We start from the raw sequence: 20830 nt of genomic DNA, 5'->3' as shown, positions 1-20830 counted from the left end.
GAGCGCGAAAGCAGGTAGTTTCTCAGCCTTGTACATCACCACAGTGTAAAGTTGCGGTATGGAAAGCGCTAATAAAACAGATATTGCAACTGCTGAAACCAACTGCAACGAAAGCAGCACAACCTCTTGCGCACTCACTTCCAGAAGTCTTATTAGAGCCGGCTTTGCTCGCCCGGATTTTGCGCGCGAAGCTATTGTAAATATTTGCGAAAATTGCATGAACCATGCTGTTGGTCCGCAGCAATTTCTTGAATACGTGAGCCGCCCTGCAGACCCGGATGCTTCTTTAGTTGCGCTTCAAAATATTGTGCAGGCGCAGCCGCAAACTATTGCTGATATTGCTTCAATGTCTACAATATCGTCTATGAATTGTCCGCTTGCTTCGCTTATGCAAGTGCTTGGTGCTTCTAGCGCTATGGGAATGTTTATGCGCACGCATCCGAATCTTATTATGGCTGCGGCAAGTGACCCGGATCATCTTTTTTCTATGACGCGTGATGAGCGTTGTGCTGATTTGCTTTGCGCAATTCAGGCTTACAAGGCTACGGTGGTTTCTTCGGAAAATAATGCTTCTAACACGATTTACTTGACTTCTCTTGGCTTTGCTCAAGCTGTTTCTGCTCTTCGTGCGCGCTACCGTGAGCATGTTGCTGCAATTATGGCGGCTGATTTAGCGAGCGCTGACCCTGTTGAAGTGCAGCCGGATATTAGCCGTAAGCTTTCCGATGCGGCGGATGCTGTTTTAGAGGCTGCTTTAGCGGTTGCTCGCGGTCAGGTTACTGGTTCTTCTGCGTGCAGGTTTGCGATTATTGCTATGGGTAAGCTTGGTGCGCAAGAAATTAACTATGTTTCCGATATTGATTTGATTTATGTTGTTGAGCCTGCGGATTCTGGAAATAAGCAGAATCAGGATGCTTCTTTGCGAGTTGGTGCGTCTATTGCAATGGTTTTGCAAAAAGTGTGTCAGTCAACGGTTGTTGGCTCTTTGGAGCCGCCTCTTTGGCAGATTGATACTGCGCTTCGCCCGGAAGGTAAGGATGGGCCTCTTGTTCGAAGCCTTGAATCTCACCGCGAATATTATGAGAAGTGGGCGAGTAGCTGGGAGTTTCAGGCGCTTTTGAAGTCTCGTCCTGCGGCTGGGGATGCGGATCTTGGAAAAGCTTACCGTGCTATGGTTGAGCCGCTTATTTGGAAGGCTTCTGGCCGTGAGCATTTTGTGGCGGACTGTCAGCATATGCGTCAGCGAGTGGAGTCGCTTATTCCTGCTTCTCAGCGCGATTTGGATATGAAGCTTGGCCGTGGCGGCTTGCGCGACGTTGAGTTTACTGTGCAAATGCTGCAGCTTGTGCACGGAAGCGAGGATGAGTCGCTTCGAGTAAGGGATACTATTTCTGCTTTGCAGGCTTTGGCTCAAGGCGGCTACGTTTCTAGGTCTCAGGCGGCGATTTTGGCGGAACATTACCGTTTTGAGCGTGTGCTTGAGCATCGTCAGCAAATGTGGAACATGCATCGCACGCATTTGTTCCCAGATTTGGGTGCGCAGGGTAATGGCGGTTTGGATCGTGCGCGCACGATTTCTGCTGAGCAGCTTAATAATAATGAGCAGATTCGTCGTCTTGCGCGTGCTGTGCGGCTGCGCCCGGAGGAGTTGGTTGAGCGTTTTGATAAAGCTCGCCGCGAAATCCGCAATTTGCATAAGGATATTTACTATCGTCCTATGCTTCCGATTAACGCTCAAACGGATGCGGATCCTATTGTGCTTTCACCGGAGGCTGCTCGCGCGCGTTTTGCTTCTATTGGTTTTGCGGATGCTCGCGCCGCACAATTGCATGTTGAAGCGCTTACGGAAGGGCTTTCTAGGGCTGCTAAAATTCACAGGATTTTGCTTCCGGCAGTGTTGAAGTGGCTTGGTGACGGCCAGAATCCAGATATGGGTTTGCTTGCGTGGAGGCGTCTTGCTGAGCGTTTTGGCGGTAAGAATACGTATCTTGGTTTTTTGCGTGATTCTCCTTCCGCGGCTCAGCGTCTTTGTCACGTTTTGGCTGATTCGCGCTACTTGGGCGACGCTATGATGCAGTCGATGCAGTCTATTACTTGGCTTGGTGACGATGAGGCGCTATCTGCGCGAGATAGAGCAAGTCTCGATATGCAAACTAGCGCAATGGTTGCTCGTTATGCTAGTAATATTGCGGATTTTGCGCAGTCTTTGCGCGCGCTTCGCCGGCAGGAAATTGAGCGAGTTGCTTTAGCTTGGATGTGTGGTCTTATTGACGACGATACTTCTATGCGCGCTATGAGTGACGTTTTTGACGCTGTTTTAGACGCGGCTTTGTGCTGGTCTATGCGCGAGGCTGTTTTGCGAATGAATTTTAGTAACCCTCAAGCCGAAATTGCGATTATTGCGCTCGGCCGCTACGGCGGTAGGGAAGTAAACTTCTGCTCGGACGCGGACATTATGGTAGTTTATAAGCCGGTTGGTGAAGATTGCGATTTGGATGCAGCTCACCGTTTTGCTCAAACAACTGTAGATATTTTGCGCAATATTTTGCAAGGTTCTCTTACTCTTGAGCCAAAAATTATGGTTGATTTGGATTTGCGTCCGGAAGGAAAAGACGGCCCTCTTGTGCGCTCGCTGGAGTCTTGTGAAAAGTATTATCGTCAATGGGCTAGTACTTGGGAGCATCAAGCCTTGATTCGAGCGCGTTTTGCTGCAGGTTCTAAAGAGTTGGCGGATACGCTACTTGATGGCGTTGTGAACGATTTGCGTTACGCTGCAAATCCTCTTAGTGAATCGCAACTTGCTGAAATTCGTAAGCTTAAAGCGCGTATGGAAGCGGAGCGTTTGCCTAGGGGAGTGAGTCGAGATAGGCATTTGAAGCTTGGCCGCGGCGGTTTAAGCGACGTTGAGTGGACTGTTCAGCTTTTGCAATTGCAATACGCTGGCACTTATGAGTCTTTGCGCGTGGTTGGTACGATGCAAGCTTTGAAAGCGTTGCAATCTGAGCATTTGATTGAGGATGAGGATGCTCAAATTTTGGAGCGCTGCTGGCATATGTGTTCCGCTGTGCGCAACGCGAACTTCTTGTGGTCTGGGTCAATGTCTCGCGCGGATGTGATTCCAACAGACTCGTATTCTTTGGGCGGAATTGCAACTTATCTTGGCTACGAGCCTAACCAGGGTCGCGTTTTTGAAAACGATCTTTTAGCAACCATGCGTCAGTGCCGAGAAATCATGTCTCGTCTTTTCTATGGCCGCTAATTTTGCTGTAGTTAATGCTAGTATGTCGCCACTCCGGGTGTGGATTCGTCAACGCTAATCAGTAAAATTGCGTAGGTCGCGTGTGATTGCGGCCGTCTTGCCAACTGACGAAAGGTAAGCGATATTTATGACGAACGCAATGAACGCTTCTAGTTCTTCTAATTCTTTGCATCAAACTTTTTCTCTAAGCACAATTGCAAATTCTCTTGCCGGAAAAAGTGTTGTTACATTAGACGATATTTCAACGGCGCAAATACGAATGCTTTTAGACAAAGCGCGATACATTGATTCGCACCGTAAAGAAGTGGCTCACACTTGCGATGGCAGAGTGTTGGCCACTCTTTTTTATGAGCCGAGCACGCGCACTCGCTTAAGTTTTGAAACAGCAATGCTGCGTTTGGGCGGAAAAGTAATCGGCTTTGCAGGAGCTCAACTTTCTAGCGCAAGCAAGGGCGAAACTGTAAACGACACTTTGAAAGTCGTGTCTAATTATGTTGATGTTGTTGCTATGCGTCACCCAAAGGAGGGTGCTGCTTTTGTTGCAACGCAAGCTGTGAGCACGCCTATTATTAACGCGGGCGACGGCGGCCACATGCACCCAACTCAAACTCTTGCAGACTTGGCAACTATTCTTGCTCGATTCGGTCGCCTTAATAATTTGACTGTCGGCTTGTGCGGCGACTTAACATATGGTCGCACTGTTCACTCGCTTATTGAAACTTTGTGCCGCTTTGGAAACGTTCATTTTGTGCTGATTAGCCCGGATGAGCTTAAAACTCCGCAGTACGTAATCGACCGCATTAACGACACTCCTTCTTGCACTTATGAGGAAACTCGCGACTTGATGGAAGTTATTGGCAATCTTGACGTGCTTTACATGACTCGCGTGCAAGAAGAGCGTTTCACGGATCGCGAGCAGTATTTGCGACTTCGTGACACATATATTTTGACGGAAGAAAAATTGCAGAAAGCTAAGTCACATATGCCTGTGCTGCATCCTCTTCCTCGAATTAACGAGATTGCGGTTGACGTTGACGACGACCCTCGTGCAGCATACTTTGAGCAGGTTAAAAACGGTATGCTTATGCGCATGGCTTTGGAAAGTTCCGTTCTTGGCGACGAGCTTTGCGGCTACGAGCCAACCGATTTTGTGAACGTTCCAGAAGACGAGTTGCAATCGGTTGACGCGCACGGAATTTCCTTGGCAGATCCTCGCGTTCACACAACCGACGAGAATGCGCCTGAAACTCTTACATGCCCGAATCCTCGCTGCATAACAAACAGTGAGCTAACTCTTAAACGCAAGTTCTACAAGGCTGATTCCGTAAGGCATGAGTATCGCTGCATGTATTGCGACGAAGAAGCAGAAAATAAGTAAAATTTACGAAAACTTACGCAGAACTTACACAAACTTACGAAAACTTAGGCAAAACGGGAGTGATATGAACGAAGCTGGCACATTAACTTTGCGCAATATCTCCGTGTGGGATACTGGCGAGCGAATTGATCTTATTGTTGATGGCGTTCGTCAAGATGCTCTTATAGAAGGCAATGCGCGTATTTCTGGCGATATTGATGCAAGTGACTTGGTTGTTGCTCCTGGTTTTGCCGATCCGCACGTGCATTTTAGGGATCCGGGTCAAACCGAAAAAGAAACCATGATGACCGGCGCAGATTCTGCGGCGGCCGGCGGATATACGCAAGTTTTGATTATGCCGAATACGATTCCTGCTCTTGATGGCGAGCCTTGGAATGACGCTCCTTTTGATGTAGAAAACGTAATCGACTACTTGCAGCGTTACGGCTGCATTTACGGCGTAAAATTGCCGGTTCGCTACGATTTAAGCGTGTGCGCATCTTTGGGTCGTAAAGGCTTAAAACCAAGCAATATTGAGCTTTGGAAAAAGTATGTTGCTGGAATTGAAGACGCAGAAAAAACGTCTCCAATGAAAAAGCATCCAATTACTGCCATAAGCGACGACGGTTCTGCAGTGCCTGAGCCAATTTTGCGAGATGTGTTAGCTATGGCGAAGGAAACTGGTTTGCCTTTCGTTGAGCATTGCGAGCATCATACTACGGGAGCAGTAAACGATGGGCCGGTTGCAAAAATGCTTGGCGTTGGCGGAATCCCAGCTTCAACTGAGCTTGCAATCGTACAAAGAGATATTGACGCTGCTAAAGAAACTGGGGTGCACGTGCATTTTCAGCATGTGAGCACGGCTGCAGCTTTTGAGGCGATTCGTAAAGCGAAAAAAGCGGGCTTGCCAATTACTTGCGAAACGGCTCCTCACTACTTGGCTTTGTGTGATGAGGACGTGCTGAAGTACGGTTCGATGGCAAAAATGAATCCGCCGCTTCGTTCTAAAGCGGATCGTCAGGCGACGCTTGCCGCTATTGCAGATGGCACAATTGACATGATTGCAACAGATCACGCGCCTCACACTGCGGAAGAAAAATCTGGCTATTTTGCAAAAACTCCTAACGGAATTATTGGGCTTGAATGCGCGTACGGCGTTTGCCGCAAAGTTTTGGTTGATGCAGGATACACGGATGACAAGCATTTAATCGAATTAATGGCAGTAAATCCAATGCAATTAATGAGCAGAAGACCTACGGATATTGCGGCTTTGCTTAACGTTTCTTCGAAATGTGCAAACAAGCGTACGTTGCGCTTAAATATTACTGAGCATCCTGAAAACGTTGATTTAGTGCTGATTAATATGCGAGAAAAGTGGACGGTTGACGCAAATTCCTTCCATTCTAAAGCTCGAAATACTCCTTTTGACGGCTGGCAGCTTACAGGCAGGCCGGTTGCGACGATTATTGGTTCGGAAATTGCGTTCTCAAGACTGTGAATGAAGTTTTTTAAAACTGTGATTGAAGTTAAATAATTTAGGCTGGTAGTAAATGGACGAATTAATTGAGGCGATTGCAGCCAAGCAAAATCCTAGCGTCGTGGGATTGGACCCTAAACCGGGTATTGTGCCTTTGGAAGTTATTAGCGCTCTTGCAGACGAAGTTTTACAAGAAGTAGAAGGCGAAGAAGCGCTGCCAACGCTTTTAGCAACAGCTTATTTTGAGTTTAATCGTGCGATTATTGACGCGGTTGCGGATTTTGTGCCGGCTGTAAAGCCGCAAATCGCAATGTACGAAGCACTAGGTTCTGCCGGAATGGACACGTACGCAATGACTTGCGAATACGCAAAATCGCGTGGACTAATCGTAATAGGAGACGCTAAGCGCGGAGACATTGGCTCTACAGCTGGTCAATATGCGGCTCATTTAAGCGGTTTTGCTAACCTTTCTGCATATTTTGAAGACGAAAATGCTGCTGGTAACGCACTGCCTCAATCTATTAAAAATCTTCTAAAAAGCTCTAAGAATCTTGATGTTTGGCATGAAGATTCGCTTACAGTAAACCCTTATATGGGTTCGGATGGTGTGAAGCCTTTTATTGATGAAGCAGTTTCGCATAATAAAAGCATTTTTGTGCTGCTTCGCACTTCGAATCCTTCTAGCAAAGAGCTTCAGGAGCTTATTTTGCAAGATGGCAAGCCAGTGTATGAGCATATGGCGGATTTGATTGAAAACTGGGGTGCTTCAAGCATTGGTAAGCACGGTTATTCCAAGGTTGGCGCTGTTGTGGGAGCTACGCATCCGGAGGAGGGCAAGCGTTTGCGCGAACTTATGCCTCACACTTTCTTCCTAGTTCCAGGCTACGGCGCTCAAGGTGGCACAGCTCAAGATGTTGCTGGAATGTTTGATCAAAATGGTGATGGAGCTATTGTAAATTCTTCTCGCGGTATTATTGGCGCGTGGCGAAAGTCTGAAGATTACGCTAAAAATCAAGGAAATATGTCTCTCGATAATATTCTTGATATTGTGTGCGAATCTGCAGCTGTTGCTGCTAAAAATATGCGAGACGACTTGCGCAATGCAGTATACCGTTAGAATGTATAACTAAAATAAATATAACTAAAAATATAATTAAAACTTAAAAATAAAAAATAGAAAAATAACCAAGACGCAACGGTACAAAACACATACAAGGGTAGGGGAAACCACATGAGTGATGGCATGTTTATTCCAACGCGAAAAGCCTATGGAAACGCCATAGTTACGTTACGTGAAGACGCTTTTGACTCTTCCGGCTCAACTTGTGAGGATGAAAGTAAAAGCGCAAAATATTCGCGTCTTTGGGGGCGCAGGTCTGTAGAAGTGCTTAATAACGAGCAGCTTGACGAAGGTGTGTACCGTTTGACTTTGCGAGATGCGGAGATTGCGAAAAAAGCTACTCCTGCGCAGTTTGTGAACTTGTATTCCCCTGACCCAACTGCTATGCTTCCGCGTCCTTTTGGAGTTGCAAGCGTTGAGGGAGATACTTTTACGCTTATTTTTGCGGTTGTTGGTAAGGGTACTGAAGTTTTTTCGCATCTTCGCTCTGGAGATAAAGTTGATGCATTAGGTCCTTTGGGATTGGGCTTTAATATTGATTATCCTGCGCATTACGTGCTAGTTAGTGGCGGATTGGGTGTGCCGCCTTTAATGTTTGCGGCTCAGGCTTTGGGTGCGCGCAAGGATTCTAGCGTAACGGCAGTTCTTGGCTACCGTAGTAAGCGTTTTGCAGACGACTTAATGAAGGAATATATTTCAGACGTGCACAGTATTACGAATGCTGAAGGAACTGTTATTACGCTTCTTGACGAGCTTGAAAAAGTTAAGCATTTTGATTTCGACGACGATTTGCCAACTGTTATTTTGTCTTGCGGACCATTGCCAATGATGAAAGCTGTGGCTCACTGGGCGCATGAGCGAGATGTGCAATGCCAGCTGAGTCTTGAGGCGCGTATGGGATGCGGTTATGGAACTTGCGTTGCTTGCGTGGTTGACACTTTGGAAGGCAGGCTGAAAGTTTGCAACGACGGTCCTGTTTTTGATGCGAATCGTTTGGGTTGGGAGTAAAATCATGAGTTCTGTAAATAATGCTGTAAGTAGCGTAAATGCCGAAAATAATTCTGTAAATAACGCAAATAACGCAACAAATTCCGCAACAAATTCCGCTGAAACTTTAGGTTTTGACACTAGTCACGTGTGGAAGCATCCAACTCAAGTTGCGGGCGTTAAGTGGAAGAACATGGTTGGAACCGCTTCCGGAACTTTCCAGCTTGCGGCATGCAGGCGCTTTTACGACGTGAGTCAACTTGGCGCAGTCTGCACTAAAGGTGTTTCTCCAGTTCCTTGGGAAGGAAATCCTTCTCCGCGCACTGCAGAATCTCCTTCTGGAATGGTAAACGCAGTCGGCTTGCAAAATCCGGGAGTTGACCACTATCTAGTAGACGAGCTGCCAAAATTAAAGTCTATGGGAGCGCTTGTTATTACTAATGTTGCTGGTCACAGTGACGACGATTATGCGCAAGTTGTTGAAAAGCTCGCTGATTCTGCGGCCGACATGCTTGAAATTAACGTTAGTTGCCCGAACGTGACTCACGGCGGAATGAGCGTTGGTACGGATCCGGTGGCATTGCATCGTTTAATTACGCGTCTTCGCGCAATGACAGATAAGCCAATGATTGTAAAAATGACGCCAAATGTGACGGATATTGTCTCGATTTGCAAAGCTGCGGTTGACGCTGGTGCTGACGCTTTAAGCATGATCAATACGCTGGTTGGTTTGCGAATTGATATTCGAACAGGCGAGCCGATTATTGCAAACCGCACGGGCGGCGTTTCTGGCCCGGCTATTTTCCCTATTGGACTTGGATTCGTGTGGCGAGTTCGCCAAGCTATGCCAGATATTCCAATTATTGGCATTGGTGGCATTGATTCTGGCGAAAAAGCTTTGGAATACTTGTATGCTGGAGCGAATGCTGTAGAAGTTGGTGCTGCCGCTTTGGTGGACCCTACTGCTCCGATTCGCATTGCTCGCGAGCTTGATGATTTGCTTGATTCTCGCCCAAAGCTTGCGTCTTTGCTTGCTGAAGGCAAAACTTGGCGCTGAAATTAAGAAAGTAAGCGTATTTAGAAAGTATTTAGAAAGTATTTAAAAATATTTTAAGAAAGAGAGCTAATTATGGCAGAATTAGACGAGCGTTTTACTAAGTTTTTGCTCGATTCAGGCGCGCTTAAATTCGGTGACTTTACGCTGAAATCTGGTCGCAAATCGCCTTATTTTATTAACGCGGGCGCTTTTGACGACGGCATGAAAATCGCTAGCTTGGGCGCATACTACGCTCAGCGTGTTGTTGCAGCGATTGAAGACGGCAAACTTCCGCACGATATTGATACTGTTTTTGGCCCTGCTTATAAGGGCATTCCGCTTGCAGTTTCTACAGCAATGGCTTTGACGAATAATCACAATATGCCAGTCGGATTTACTTTCGACCGCAAAGAGCGCAAAGATCATGGCGACGGCGGAATAATGGTTGGAAAACCACTCAAAGATGGTATGAAAGTGCTGCTTGTTGACGACGTTATGACAGCTGGAACTGCAGTTCGCGAAACTTTGCCAAAGCTTAAAGCGGAAGCAAATGTGGAAGTTGTTGGCTTGATTTTGGCAGTAGACAGAATGGAGCGCACAAAAGACAGCGAGCTTTCCGCAGTAAAAGCAGTAGAGCAAGAATTTGGATTCCCAGTTTTGCCAATTGCAAACGTGCGCGAAATTTTCGCAGCAGCCGAGCGTATTAAAGGCGAGGACGGAAAGCCTGTAATGAGTGAGGAATTAGCTTCGCGCGCTGCTAAATATCTTCTTCAATATGGCGCTTAATAAATATCTAAAAATCTTAGAGTTTTCCGCAAAATGTTGTAAAACGTGTCGTGTAGAACAACATTTTGCGGAAGATTATTGCAAATGTTTTAGTTTTTCTTTAAAATAAAGGTCACAATTCCAGCAATTGTAGAACCAAATACAACTAATATAGCAATCGCTAATACATTCGTATTCTTGTTTGAAGAGGCTGATTTTGCGATAGAGTTATTATTTTTTAGTGCGCCCTTCTTTTTATTTACGCTTTTACTTGAATCATCATCTTTAGAATTGTTTTCTTTAGAATCATTGCTTTGCAAATCTTTGGAATCAGCCTTATTGCTGCTCGAGTTGCTGCTTGGCTCGGTATGCTTCTTATTTGTTGCAGTTTTATTGGTGATTTCTGCTTTGTAAGAAGTATCTTGATTTTCTTGTTGCGATTGAGCTGATTCTGCAGTCTTAGTTTCTGCAGTCTTAGTTTCTGCAGTCTTAGTTTCTGCAGTCTTAGCTTCTGCAATTTTAGATGGTTCTGCAGAATATGCTTTTGCAGCAGCACTAGCTTGATAATAACGGCTATCATTATAGTCATTTTGATTGAACGCAGCTAATAGTCTATATAACTTGAGCAAACTGTAATCAGAATCAGAATCTGAATTAGAATCCGAATTAGAGTCAGAATCCGAATTAGAATCCAAATCAGAGTCTAAAGATTCATCTGCACTAGGCTCAACAACGTTTGAATTTTCCGTTTGAGTGCTTTGAGTTTTAACAGTTGTTTTAACAGTCAAATTAAAATCTTTAGTTAAATCAAGATCTTTTAAATCTGTGCTAAAAGCAGAGTCGCCATTATTCCAATCTTTAACTACTTCATCTTTTAATCCGAGCAGTGCAGCTAACCTTGTATTTGCTGCGTTTGTATCTAGATTATGGAAGTCAACTATTTTGTTGTCTGCATCTTGGCAATTAACAATTGCATCAACAAAATTATTCTTTCCATTTGTATTAACCAAGCAACTAATACTAGCATCACCGTGCTTTATTGCGGCCATAAAGTATCCACGTAAGAATCTTCTAGGAGCCTTATTATCGCTTGATTTTGCGTTATTTTTTATTAATTCTTCTGCACTATTTGAGAATCCACCTTTTTTAATACGAAGATTTCCACCTTGTGCGCTTGCTTCTTTCCAAATGTCAGTAAGTGCCGAAAGATTTGTTTGCTTAAGGTCAACTCCAGATGGAATAGTAATATCATCGATTTTGCTGCCGCCAAACATGTTCTTAACGCCTTGGTTTAATGAACCAGTTTGAATATTAAGAGCTTGCGTTAAATCCCACTTAGAAATATCTAGCGAAGTTACAGAAGAGTTTGCAAACATATCGTTCATATCTGTTGCGCTAGAAGTGTTCCATTTTTCGATTCCTGGTATTTGCGTTAAATTAGGAGTATTTGAAAATGCTTTTCCCATATTCCAAATGTTTTTTGTATCCCAATTTTCTAAGCCAGTTATCTTTTTAACGCCACTGTTTTCAAAAAGACCAACAATATTTCCAACATAAGAAGTTTTCCATTTTCCAAGATTAGCTTCTTTAAGCGCAGTTGTTCCAGTAAACATTCTGCCAATGTCGTTAGTATTGCTAATATCCCAGTTTTCAAGCGCTTTAATGTCTTCTAGCTTGTTGGCGTTCATAAACATTCTTCCCATTGAAGAAAGATTGTTGTTTGTAAACACTTCTAGGCCTTCGGTAGTTGTTAATCCACTTTCTTCAAACATTCCAGTTGCTTCATCGCAGTAGGTATTGTCCCAAGTAATTCCCTTAACGTTTGAAAGGTTATGTGCTTGGTAGAACATGTTGTTCATATGATGAACATTGCGCGTTTTAAAGTTTCTAATGCCGTCTGCAGATTCGATTGCGCTACCTTCGAACATACTAGTCATGTCGGTAACGTTGTTAGTGTTCCACTTTTCGTCTAATCCGTGAACTGTGTGCAAATTTTTTGTGTTTCTAAACATTAGTTGCATGTTTTCAACATTGCTAACGTCCCAATTAGATATTGGATTTATGCTGTTTATTCCGCTATCTTCAAACAGGCTGCTCATATCTGTTACGCGGCTTGTATCCCAGTCTTTAGTTCCATTAATGTTTTTTAACTTAGGTGTTGAAGAAAACATTCCAGACATATCTTCTACATTAGAAGTGTCAAATAAATCCAAATTGTTTATTGTTTCTAGATTTGCAAAGTTTGAAAACAGATTGCTAGCACAGTTGCCGAGTTGGATTTTTCCAGCATTTTCAGTTTGATCGCCTGATTGAACAATATTTATGACTTTGACTTTAGATGTATCAAGATTTACGCCATCTGGATTATTTTTATTAGACGAAATAATCTTTTCAATTGAGTTAGATGCAAAATCTGTTCCGTTAATTTTTGATATTTCAAGAGTATTAGTGGATTCGTCAAACTTCCACTTTAGCCCAGTAGGAGTTGGGTCAAAGAATCCCTGATATTTTGCTTCATGCCAAGTGTTTAGTGTGTTTTCTTTGTTTTCTTTATTTTCTGGATTAGTCGCAACAGATTCCTTTTGCTGCGTTGATCCTGTGTTTAATTCTTCACTAGCAATAGCTTGATGAACTGGTATTAATGAGCAAATCATTGCTGCGCATGCGCAAGATGCGAATATATGTTTCTTCATGGTTTTCCTTCTGGGTTAAATCATGTGTATGTTCGTTTTTGTTCGAACGTGTTCATTATATAGACGCATGTAAACAAAAAAGGAAGTTATGTTAGTTTATGTTCTTTTTTTGTAAAAATAATTATAAATTAATGTTTTGTAATGATGCTTTTATATGTGATTGAAAAATATCAAAAGATTGTAATAATCTCTATAACATGGAAGGCAATGATAATCGATATCAAGATACTAGCGATTTGGATTCTTTTAACAATCCTGCTCAGTATGAGCAAGAAAATATTTTTGGATCTTCTAATGATGATTCAAACAACTCCTTGTTAAGCGATAAAAAGGTTATTGCTGTTATTGTTTGTGTATCTCTTATATCAATCGGAGTTGTTGCTGGATTATGGTTTGTATTATTTGCTAATAACTCTAAGCCTAATCTAAAAGCAAGCGAGCCTTCTAAAATTTGCATTCAATTGCGCAAAAAAGTAATCGATGCTAAAGAAGAGCTTAAAAAAATTGTATCAAGTCAAGATGTTAAAGATGCTTCTAATATAAAAGCTGCTGATTTTGATGAAGATTTTGATGCCACTAAAGACGCTGCAGATGATTTTGAATCTTCTCTAAGCTACGCTAATGATGACTTAAATGATGATATTCCAGTATGCCCACTTGGCGCGGATTCTTACGATTCTACAACAGTTGAAAATAAGCTTTCAGACAAATTGGATGCTTTGCGTAAAGATGCTAATTCTGTTAAAACGCATGCAAAGAATTTACTAAAAACTAGCAGAACTGCTTTTGGTGATCAATTATTAAATCTTGTTAAAAAAGCTAGAGAACTTGTAGAAAAAGCGAAAAATTTGCCTATTTTAGCTGCTGCTTCTAAAAGTCTAGAAAATGCTATTAATGATGCTGGCAATGCTCTTGCTAAAAGCAGCAATAATTATCAAGAGTTAAAGCAAGCTTATCAAAAAATAAAAGCTGTTATAAGCCAGTACGAAGATAGAATTAAAAAAGTGAGCGATAGATTTTTAAGTAGAGATGGCAATGGGTATCCTTTTGATGCTCCACATCCTAAGGATGATCAAGGTGGCTATATTCCAATGGGTCGTAGTCAAAACTCAGAGTCTTCGGAACAAAACGATCAGAGTAACGAATAATTGCGTTAAATGCGGTTGTTATTTTAGTTGTTATTTTAATTAGTTGACGCTTTGTGGCATAATAAGCAAGGTTTATTTCTTAAGCTGCTAAAATTGCAGCTTTATTAGCGAAAGAAACGGGTAACTCGTGGCACAGACTACCAATGATATTAAGAATGGATCGGTTTTGAACCTTGACGGCCAGCTTTGGACCGTTGTTAAGTTCCAGCATGTGAAGCCAGGCAAGGGTCCTGCTTTTGTGCGCACCACCATTAAGAACGTGCTCTCGGGCAAGATTGTCGACAAGACTTTTAACGCCGGCATGAAGATGGAGTTCGAGACCGTTGATAACCGCACGTTGCAGTATTCCTACGAAGATGGCGACAACTTCGTATTCATGGATATGACCACTTACGACCAGGTTTATATTCCTAAGGTTTTGGTTGGCGATCAGAGCAAGTATTTGCTTGAAGGCACCGACTGCATCGTAAGCTTCCATGACGGCACTCCTTTGAGCGTTGAGCTTCCAGCTTCCGTAATTTTGACCATTACTCACACTGAGCCAGGCTTGCAGGGCAACCGTTCTAACGCTGGCACTAAGCCTGCAACCGTGGAAACCGGCGCTGAAATCCAGGTTCCACTCTTCGTAGGTGAAGGCGAAAAGGTGAAGGTTGACACTCGTGACGGCTCTTATCTTGGTCGTGAAAACTAAAGAATTAATTATCTAATTAAAATAATTAGTTATCTAATTAAATTAGATATTTATTTCTAAATAATTTTTATAGTGTGACCCGGTGGCGATTATTCGTTACTGGGTCGCGTAATTTTTTAATACTTTAAACAGAAGGGCGCTATTATGGCACGTTCCACCGCTCGTAAGAGGGCTTTGAATACGCTTTATGAGGCGGATGAAAAGAATCAGCCTATTCTTTCTTTGCTAGAGGAGCGCGTTAAAGAGCCTGGCGCTCAAACTCCGCTACCAGAGTACGCTGTTGAGATTGTTCGAGGCGTAGGAGAGCGACGCAACAGAATCGACAAGACGCTTAACCGTTATTCAACCGGCTGGAAAGTTGGAAGAATGGCTGTTATCGATCGCAATATTTTGCGCATTGCGGTGTGGGAAATGCTTCTTAACGAGGAAATTCCAGACAAGGTTGCAATTGACGAGGCGATTGCGCTCGCGAAAATGTATAGTGACGACGAAGCTATTGCGTTTATTCACGGACTTCTAAGCGCGATTATGGCAGATAAAGACGCTTGCTTGGCAAAGTTTAACGGCGAAGCGCAAGACTCTGTAGATGCGGCTGGCACTACTGAACCTGCTGCTGAGTAAGAAGCAATAACTTATCGCCGGCGCGTCGTCCGTCCGCCAACCTGAGTAAACTTGCCACGAATATCCTAAAGCCATAAGGGGGTTAAGGTGGATTATAACGACACCTTCGCCGGATTCGGCAGTGATGATGCAGTATTGGTGTTGGAGGATGGTCAGGTTTACGTTGGTAAGCCTTTTGGTGCGCAAGGTTCTACGCGCGCCGAGATTGTGTTCTCCACGGGCATGACTGGTTATCAAGAAACGTTAACTGATCCAAGTTATGATCAACAAATCGTAGTTCAAACATTCCCACACATAGGTAATACGGGAATGAACCACGAAGATCCTGAATCTAATCGCATTTGGGTTGCAGGTTACGTGGTTAAGGAGCCTAGCCCAGTAGTTAGCAATTGGCGAGCTGAAGGTTCTTTGGAAGACGATTTACAAAAGCAAGGTATCGTTGGCATTAGTGGTATTGATACTCGAAAGCTGGTACGTCATTTACGCTCGGTAGGCGTTATGCGTGCCGGCATTTTTTCTAATAGGGCCCTGGTTGATTCGTCAACCGGGGCTTTTCGTACCGTTGCTTCTTTCGTTGACGAAATTAAGCAGACTCCTCAAATGCAGGGCTTGCGTTTAACGGACGAAGTAAGCACTAAAGAAACTTACACGATTGAGCCTTGCGGTGATTTTGAAGGAAAAGATCCGCTTTACACGGTTGTAGCAGTCGACTTTGGTATTAAATCCATGACTCCTCACCGTTTGGCTGAGCGCGGCTGCCGCGTGCACGTTGTAAGCTCCTCAATCAGCTTTGAATCGCTGCAAGCGCTTAATGCAGACGGCGTATTCTTCTCGAATGGTCCTGGAGACCCTGGCCAAGCAAATCGCGAAGTTGAGCTTTTGCGCAAAGTTTTGGACGCAGGCTATCCGTTCTTTGGTATCTGCTTTGGAAACCAGCTGCTTGGTCGCGCTCTCGGCTTTGGCACTTACAAGCTGAAGTTTGGTCACCGCGGTATTAATCAGCCTGTGAAAGACGTTACAACCGGAAAAGTGGAAGTTACTGCTCACAATCACGGCTTTGCGGTGGACGCTCCTCTTGACGGCCCTGTTAAATCTCCTTACGAAAACGGCCACTTTGGTCGCGTAATGGTGTCGCATATTGACTTGAACGACAACGTTGTAGAAGGCTTACAATGCCTTGATATTCCAGCGTTCTCGGTGCAATATCATCCGGAAGCTGCAGCAGGCCCGCACGACGCTTCCTACCTGTTTGACCGCTTTGTGCAATTGATGCGCGAAAACGCTCGAAAAAGCAAGTAATACTCGAAAAAGCAAGTAAGATTTTAATATTTACGGAAAGAGAAGTTTACTATGCCAAAACGTACTGATATTAAGTCGGTTATGGTAATTGGTTCCGGCCCGATTGTTATTGGTCAGGCTGCAGAATTTGATTATTCGGGAACGCAGGCTTGCCGAGTTCTTCGCGAAGAAGGTATTCGCGTAATTTTGGTTAATTCAAACCCGGCTACGATTATGACGGACCCGGAGCTTGCTGACGCAACTTATATTGAGCCAATTGACACTTCGATTTTGGAGCGAATTATTGCAAAGGAGCGTCCGGATGCGCTTCTTCCAACGCTTGGTGGTCAAACTGCGCTTAATGCTGCAATGGATTTGGGTCGTGCAGGAATCCTCGAAAAATATAATGTTGAGCTTATTGGTGCTTCTTTGGAAGCAATCGACCGCGGCGAAGACCGTGAGCTTTTCAAAAAAGTCGTTGAAAAAGCTGGAGCGGAAAGCGCAAAATCCTTTATTGCTCACTCAATCGAAGAAGTAGACAAAATTGTTGAAACTTTAGGATACCCGGTAGTAGTACGCCCAAGCTTTACAATGGGCGGACTCGGCTCTGGTATTGCTCATAATGAGGAAGAGCTTCACCGCATTGCAGGAGCCGGCATTCACTATTCTCCAACAGACGAAGTGCTTATTGAAGAAGGCATTGAAGGCTGGAAAGAGTTTGAGCTTGAGCTTATGCGCGACGCAAAAGATAACGTCGTAGTTGTTTGCCCAATCGAAAACGTTGATCCTGTAGGCGTGCACACTGGCGACTCAATTACCGTTGCTCCATGCTTTACGCTTACAGACCGCGAATACCAGAAGATGCGCGATATTGGTATCGCTATTATTCGAGGCGTAGGCGTTGACACCGGCGGCTGCAATATTCAGTTCGCAATCAACCCTCAAACCGGTCGCATTATCGTAATTGAAATGAATCCGCGCGTATCTCGCTCTTCCGCGCTCGCATCTAAAGCAACCGGCTTCCCAATCGCAAAAATCGCAACGAAACTTGCTCTCGGCTACACTTTGGACGAAATTCAAAACGATATTACGCGTTCAACTCCTGCAAGCTTCGAGCCAACAATCGACTATGTTGTAACGAAGATTCCGCGCTTTGCTTTCGAAAAGTTCCCAGGAGCAGACACCACTCTTACAACTTCCATGAAGTCTGTTGGTGAAGCAATGGCTTTGGCTGGAAACTTCCAGGAATCCCTTGGAAAAGCAATGCGCTCAATCGACAAGCGTCACGCGTGCTTTAGCTGGGATGGTGAGCGTCCAAGTAAGGAAGAAGTAGTCAAGCTTCTTGAAGAAATGCACACTCCAACAGAGCACCGCTACTTGCAAATTCAGCGCGCGCTTTGGGGTGGTGCTACGCCGGAGCAGATTTTTGCAGCAACAAAAATCGACCCTTGGTTTGTTGAGCAGCTGGCTCAAATTAACGAAACTGCGCTCGCGGTTCGTGAAGCTGAAACTTTAACTCCTAAAGTTTTGAAGCGCGCTAAGCTTGCAGGCCTTTCAGACGTTCAAATTGCGCATTTGCGTAATCTTGGCGACGAAGGCGAAAACATGGTTCGTGAGCTTCGTTGGGCTTACGGCTTGCGTCCTGTTTACAAGACTGTTGACACTTGCGCAGCCGAGTTCGACGCAGCAACTCCGTACTACTATTCTTGCTACGCTGATGAAAGCGAGTTGAAGAAGCGCGATCGCGAAGCTGTGATTATTCTTGGCTCTGGTCCGAACCGAATCGGCCAGGGTATTGAGTTTGATTACACTTGCGTTCACGCTGTTCAGGAATTGGGCAAGGATTACGACACCATTATGGTTAATTGCAATCCTGAAACAGTTTCTACAGATTACGACATGTCTGACCGCCTTTACTTTGAGCCTCTTACTTTCGAAGACGTGCTTGAAATTTACGAGGCAGAAAAGAAGCTTGGTCCTGTTAAGGGCGTGATTGTGCAGCTTGGTGGCCAAACTCCACTTTCGCTTGCTGCTCGTCTTAAAGCTGCAGGAGTTCCAATTTTGGGAACAACTCCTGAAGCTATTGATTTGGCGGAAAACCGTGAGCTTTTCGGCGAGGTTCTTCGCCAAGAAGGCATGAACGCTCCTCGCTACGGCACAGCTTTGAGCCTTGAGGAAGCAAAAGATGCAGCTCACGCAATCGGCTACCCGGTTCTTGTGCGCCCAAGCTACGTGCTTGGCGGACGCGGAATGGAAATCGTGTACGATGATGCTCAGCTTGCAAAATATGTTGAGCGCGCTTTGGATGAGGCTCGTGCAGACACTGTTGTTTCTGGTCGCTTGCCTTCGCCGCTTTTGATTGATAAGTTCCTCCAGGACGCTATTGAAATCGACGTTGACGCGCTTTACGACGGCAACGAGCTTTATATTGGCGGCATTATGGAGCATGTTGAGGAAGCTGGCGTACACTCTGGCGACGCAGCTTGCACGCTTCCTCCAAGCACGCTTTCGGACGATCAAATTCGTCGTCTTCGTGAGGGTACGCTTTCGATTGCTCGCGGCTGCTCTGTTCGCGGTCTTATTAACGTTCAGTACGCTTTTATGGCAAATACTTTGTACGTAATTGAGGCAAATCCTCGAGCGTCTCGCACAGTTCCGTTTGCTTCTAAAGCTACGGGCGTTGCTCTTGCTAAAGCTGCTGCTCGAATTATGGCTGGCGAAACAATCGCCCAGCAGCGTAAGCGCGGACTTCTTCTTCCAAAGGGAGACGGTGGTGACATTCACCCAGGCCAGCAGGTTGCTATTAAAGCTTCTGTGCTGCCTTTCAAGCGTTTCCGCACTCCTGTTGGACGCACGGTTGATATTTTGCTCGGCCCAGAGATGCGTTCAACCGGCGAAGTTATGGGCTTCGACCGTGACTTCCCGCACGCTTTTGCTAAGAGTCAGCTTGCAGCATACAAGGGCGGTTTGCCAACCAGTGGCAACGTGTTTGTATCTGTAAGCGATGCAGATAAGCGTCAGCTTCCGCTTCTTGCAGTGCGCTTAGTAGAACTTGGTTTTACTATTTGGGCTACTGAAGGTACAGCTTCTGTGCTTCGACGCTACGGCATTGATTCTGTGATTGTAGACAAGCTTTCTAGTCGCGGCGACACGGCGAAAGATGTAACAAATGGTCAGGAAGCTCACGAAAGAATCGGCAAGAATGTTGTGGAGCTTATTGAGAATGGTAAGATTGATATGGTGCTTAATACACCGAATTCAAGAGGGTCTCGCACAGACGGTTACGCTATTCGCGCAGCAGCTGTTGCAGCAGACCTTCCGCAATTCACAACTATTACCGAATTTGCGCCAGTATTGATGGCTATTGAGGCCGTTAAGAACAACGATTATCAGGTGATGAGCATACAAGAGCATGCAAAGCAACTGTTTGCAATCGAAAAGGCAGAAAACGAAGAAAGTCGGGCTTAATACATGACCGAGAGCATACGTGATCAAGAATTACAAGCGCAGCGATCCGATTTTGGCTTGCGTTTGAAGAATGCTATGGCCAAGTATGGTCCTCTATGCGTTGGTATTGATCCTCATCGCAAAATGTTGCTTAATTGGGGATACAACATGGATGCTCTCGGCGCTGAACTGTTTTCAATGCGCATGCTTCAAGCCATGAACGGCAGGGCAGCGGCAGTAAAATTCCAGTCCAGCATGTTTGAGCGCTACGGTTCTAAAGGTTTCGCAGCGCTTGAACGCGTTCTTTACGCGGCTCGTCAAATGGACGTTATTACGATTGTTGACAGCGGCCATGGCGGATTGTCTACTACGATTTCTGCTCTTGCGGACGCATATTTTAAGCCGGACGCGCCTCTTCTTGCCGACGCTATTACGCTTCTTCCGTATTACGGCGCTAGATCTATGGGCGGCTTAATTAACGAAGCGCTTAATAACGGTCGCGGCGTTTTTATTGCGTCGCTAACTTCTAACCGCGAAGGCGCAAGCTTGCAAACTGCAATCCGCCAAAGTGGAACTTACCGCGGAACTACAGTAGCTCACGGAATTGCTCAAACTGCTCAAACTTTTAACAACAATACAAAGGGCATGGGTTCGGTTGGCTTGATTGTTGGCGCTACTATTGGCGACTGGATGAACGGCGGCGGAATTGACGTTGCAAGTTTTACCGGCCCAATTCTTTCCCCAGGCTACGGCTGGCAGGGTGCTGAAGCTAACGACTTAAAGCGTGTTTTTGCCGGTACGCATGGTAATGTGTTGGTAACTGTTTCTCGCTCTATTGCGTCTCATGGTCCAAGTATTGGCGAACTGTCTGCCGCAACAGAGCGAATAGCGTGGGATATTCGTCAGGCTCTTATTGATTCAGACGAACGTGCGTAATTGAGAGGTGAGGGA

At 44.9% G+C, this 20830-nt stretch carries 14 protein-coding genes; 13 read left to right on the top strand and 1 reads right to left on the bottom strand.

Translation table 11 applies throughout. The features are described 5' to 3' along the window. Window positions 1-58: 58 nt before the first annotated feature. The 7 genes from ACLD5M_RS01270 to pyrE all read left to right on the top strand — a co-directional run bounded on the left by ACLD5M_RS01270 (window position 59) and on the right by pyrE (window position 10022). Window positions 59-3259: a bifunctional [glutamine synthetase] adenylyltransferase/[glutamine synthetase]-adenylyl-L-tyrosine phosphorylase gene (locus ACLD5M_RS01270; RefSeq protein WP_410314392.1), complete on the top strand. Its 3201-nt coding sequence runs from the start codon at window positions 59-61 to the stop codon at window positions 3257-3259. 127 nt (window positions 3260-3386) lie between these two features. After that, window positions 3387-4637: an aspartate carbamoyltransferase gene (gene pyrB, locus ACLD5M_RS01265; RefSeq protein WP_410314391.1), complete on the top strand. Its 1251-nt coding sequence runs from the start codon at window positions 3387-3389 to the stop codon at window positions 4635-4637. 64 nt (window positions 4638-4701) lie between these two features. Continuing rightward, complete coding sequence (locus tag ACLD5M_RS01260; RefSeq protein ID WP_410314390.1) at window positions 4702-6114, top strand: dihydroorotase; 1413 nt, start codon at window positions 4702-4704, stop codon at window positions 6112-6114. Between the two features lie 52 nt (window positions 6115-6166). After that, entirely contained in the window at window positions 6167-7210 is a 1044-nt protein-coding gene (pyrF, locus tag ACLD5M_RS01255; RefSeq protein ID WP_410314389.1) for an orotidine-5'-phosphate decarboxylase, read from the top strand. Between the two features lie 114 nt (window positions 7211-7324). Then, on the top strand, window positions 7325-8221 hold the full coding sequence (locus ACLD5M_RS01250; RefSeq protein WP_410313451.1) for a dihydroorotate dehydrogenase electron transfer subunit: 897 nt from the start codon (window positions 7325-7327) through the stop codon (window positions 8219-8221). 4 nt (window positions 8222-8225) lie between these two features. Beyond that, entirely contained in the window at window positions 8226-9257 is a 1032-nt protein-coding gene (locus tag ACLD5M_RS01245) for a dihydroorotate dehydrogenase (protein ID WP_410313450.1), read from the top strand. A gap of 72 nt (window positions 9258-9329) precedes the next feature. Then, a complete protein-coding gene (gene pyrE / locus ACLD5M_RS01240) occupies window positions 9330-10022 on the top strand; it encodes an orotate phosphoribosyltransferase (RefSeq protein WP_410313449.1) in 693 nt (230 codons plus the stop codon). 89 nt (window positions 10023-10111) lie between these two features. Here pyrE and ACLD5M_RS01235 read toward each other — a convergent pair whose 3' ends face one another. Further along, window positions 10112-12694 (bottom strand): BspA family leucine-rich repeat surface protein, encoded by a 2583-nt coding sequence (locus tag ACLD5M_RS01235; RefSeq protein WP_410313448.1) that lies wholly within the window; start codon window positions 12692-12694, stop codon window positions 10112-10114. A 197-nt stretch (window positions 12695-12891) separates the two neighbouring features. On the opposite strand from ACLD5M_RS01235, the gene ACLD5M_RS01230 reads away from it, so the two are divergent. The 6 genes from ACLD5M_RS01230 to pyrF (ACLD5M_RS01205) all read left to right on the top strand — a co-directional run bounded on the left by ACLD5M_RS01230 (window position 12892) and on the right by pyrF (ACLD5M_RS01205) (window position 20815). Next, window positions 12892-13842 (top strand): hypothetical protein, encoded by a 951-nt coding sequence (locus tag ACLD5M_RS01230; protein ID WP_410313447.1) that lies wholly within the window; start codon window positions 12892-12894, stop codon window positions 13840-13842. Between the two features lie 127 nt (window positions 13843-13969). After that, window positions 13970-14533 (top strand): elongation factor P, encoded by a 564-nt coding sequence (gene efp / locus ACLD5M_RS01225; protein WP_116794106.1) that lies wholly within the window; start codon window positions 13970-13972, stop codon window positions 14531-14533. 144 nt (window positions 14534-14677) lie between these two features. After that, on the top strand, window positions 14678-15154 hold the full coding sequence (gene nusB, locus ACLD5M_RS01220) for a transcription antitermination factor NusB (protein WP_410313446.1): 477 nt from the start codon (window positions 14678-14680) through the stop codon (window positions 15152-15154). An 87-nt stretch (window positions 15155-15241) separates the two neighbouring features. Continuing rightward, window positions 15242-16453 (top strand): glutamine-hydrolyzing carbamoyl-phosphate synthase small subunit, encoded by a 1212-nt coding sequence (gene carA / locus ACLD5M_RS01215; protein ID WP_102694672.1) that lies wholly within the window; start codon window positions 15242-15244, stop codon window positions 16451-16453. A 51-nt stretch (window positions 16454-16504) separates the two neighbouring features. Then, entirely contained in the window at window positions 16505-19900 is a 3396-nt protein-coding gene (gene carB / locus ACLD5M_RS01210) for a carbamoyl-phosphate synthase large subunit (protein WP_410313445.1), read from the top strand. A 3-nt stretch (window positions 19901-19903) separates the two neighbouring features. Then, window positions 19904-20815 carry an orotidine-5'-phosphate decarboxylase gene (pyrF, locus tag ACLD5M_RS01205; protein ID WP_410313444.1) on the top strand — a complete coding sequence of 304 codons (912 nt, stop codon included), beginning with the start codon at window positions 19904-19906 and terminating at the stop codon, window positions 20813-20815. Window positions 20816-20830: the final 15 nt, after the last annotated feature.

This window comes from Gardnerella sp. Marseille-Q9185 (assembly GCF_046508745.1).
GTDB lineage: Bacteria > Actinomycetota > Actinomycetes > Actinomycetales > Bifidobacteriaceae > Bifidobacterium > Bifidobacterium greenwoodii.
The sequence above is the reverse complement of the archived record's forward strand: the minus strand, read 5'-3'. Positions and strand labels throughout refer to the sequence as shown.

Excerpts from the sequence above, each read along its gene's own strand:
- carB (WP_410313445.1), top strand. The coding sequence starts at position 16,505 with ATGCCAAAACGTACTGATATTAAGTCGGTTATGGTAATTGGTTCCGGC.
- ACLD5M_RS01230 (WP_410313447.1), top strand. The coding sequence starts at position 12,892 with ATGGAAGGCAATGATAATCGATATCAAGATACTAGCGATTTGGATTCT.
- pyrB (WP_410314391.1), top strand. The coding sequence starts at position 3,387 with ATGACGAACGCAATGAACGCTTCTAGTTCTTCTAATTCTTTGCATCAA.
- ACLD5M_RS01270 (WP_410314392.1), top strand. The coding sequence starts at position 59 with ATGGAAAGCGCTAATAAAACAGATATTGCAACTGCTGAAACCAACTGC.
- pyrE (WP_410313449.1), top strand. The coding sequence starts at position 9,330 with ATGGCAGAATTAGACGAGCGTTTTACTAAGTTTTTGCTCGATTCAGGC.
- ACLD5M_RS01235 (WP_410313448.1), bottom strand. The coding sequence starts at position 12,694 with ATGAAGAAACATATATTCGCATCTTGCGCATGCGCAGCAATGATTTGC.
- ACLD5M_RS01245 (WP_410313450.1), top strand. The coding sequence starts at position 8,226 with ATGAGTTCTGTAAATAATGCTGTAAGTAGCGTAAATGCCGAAAATAAT.
- nusB (WP_410313446.1), top strand. The coding sequence starts at position 14,678 with ATGGCACGTTCCACCGCTCGTAAGAGGGCTTTGAATACGCTTTATGAG.
- pyrF (WP_410313444.1), top strand. The coding sequence starts at position 19,904 with ATGACCGAGAGCATACGTGATCAAGAATTACAAGCGCAGCGATCCGAT.
- ACLD5M_RS01260 (WP_410314390.1), top strand. The coding sequence starts at position 4,702 with ATGAACGAAGCTGGCACATTAACTTTGCGCAATATCTCCGTGTGGGAT.
- ACLD5M_RS01250 (WP_410313451.1), top strand. The coding sequence starts at position 7,325 with ATGAGTGATGGCATGTTTATTCCAACGCGAAAAGCCTATGGAAACGCC.
- pyrF (WP_410314389.1), top strand. The coding sequence starts at position 6,167 with ATGGACGAATTAATTGAGGCGATTGCAGCCAAGCAAAATCCTAGCGTC.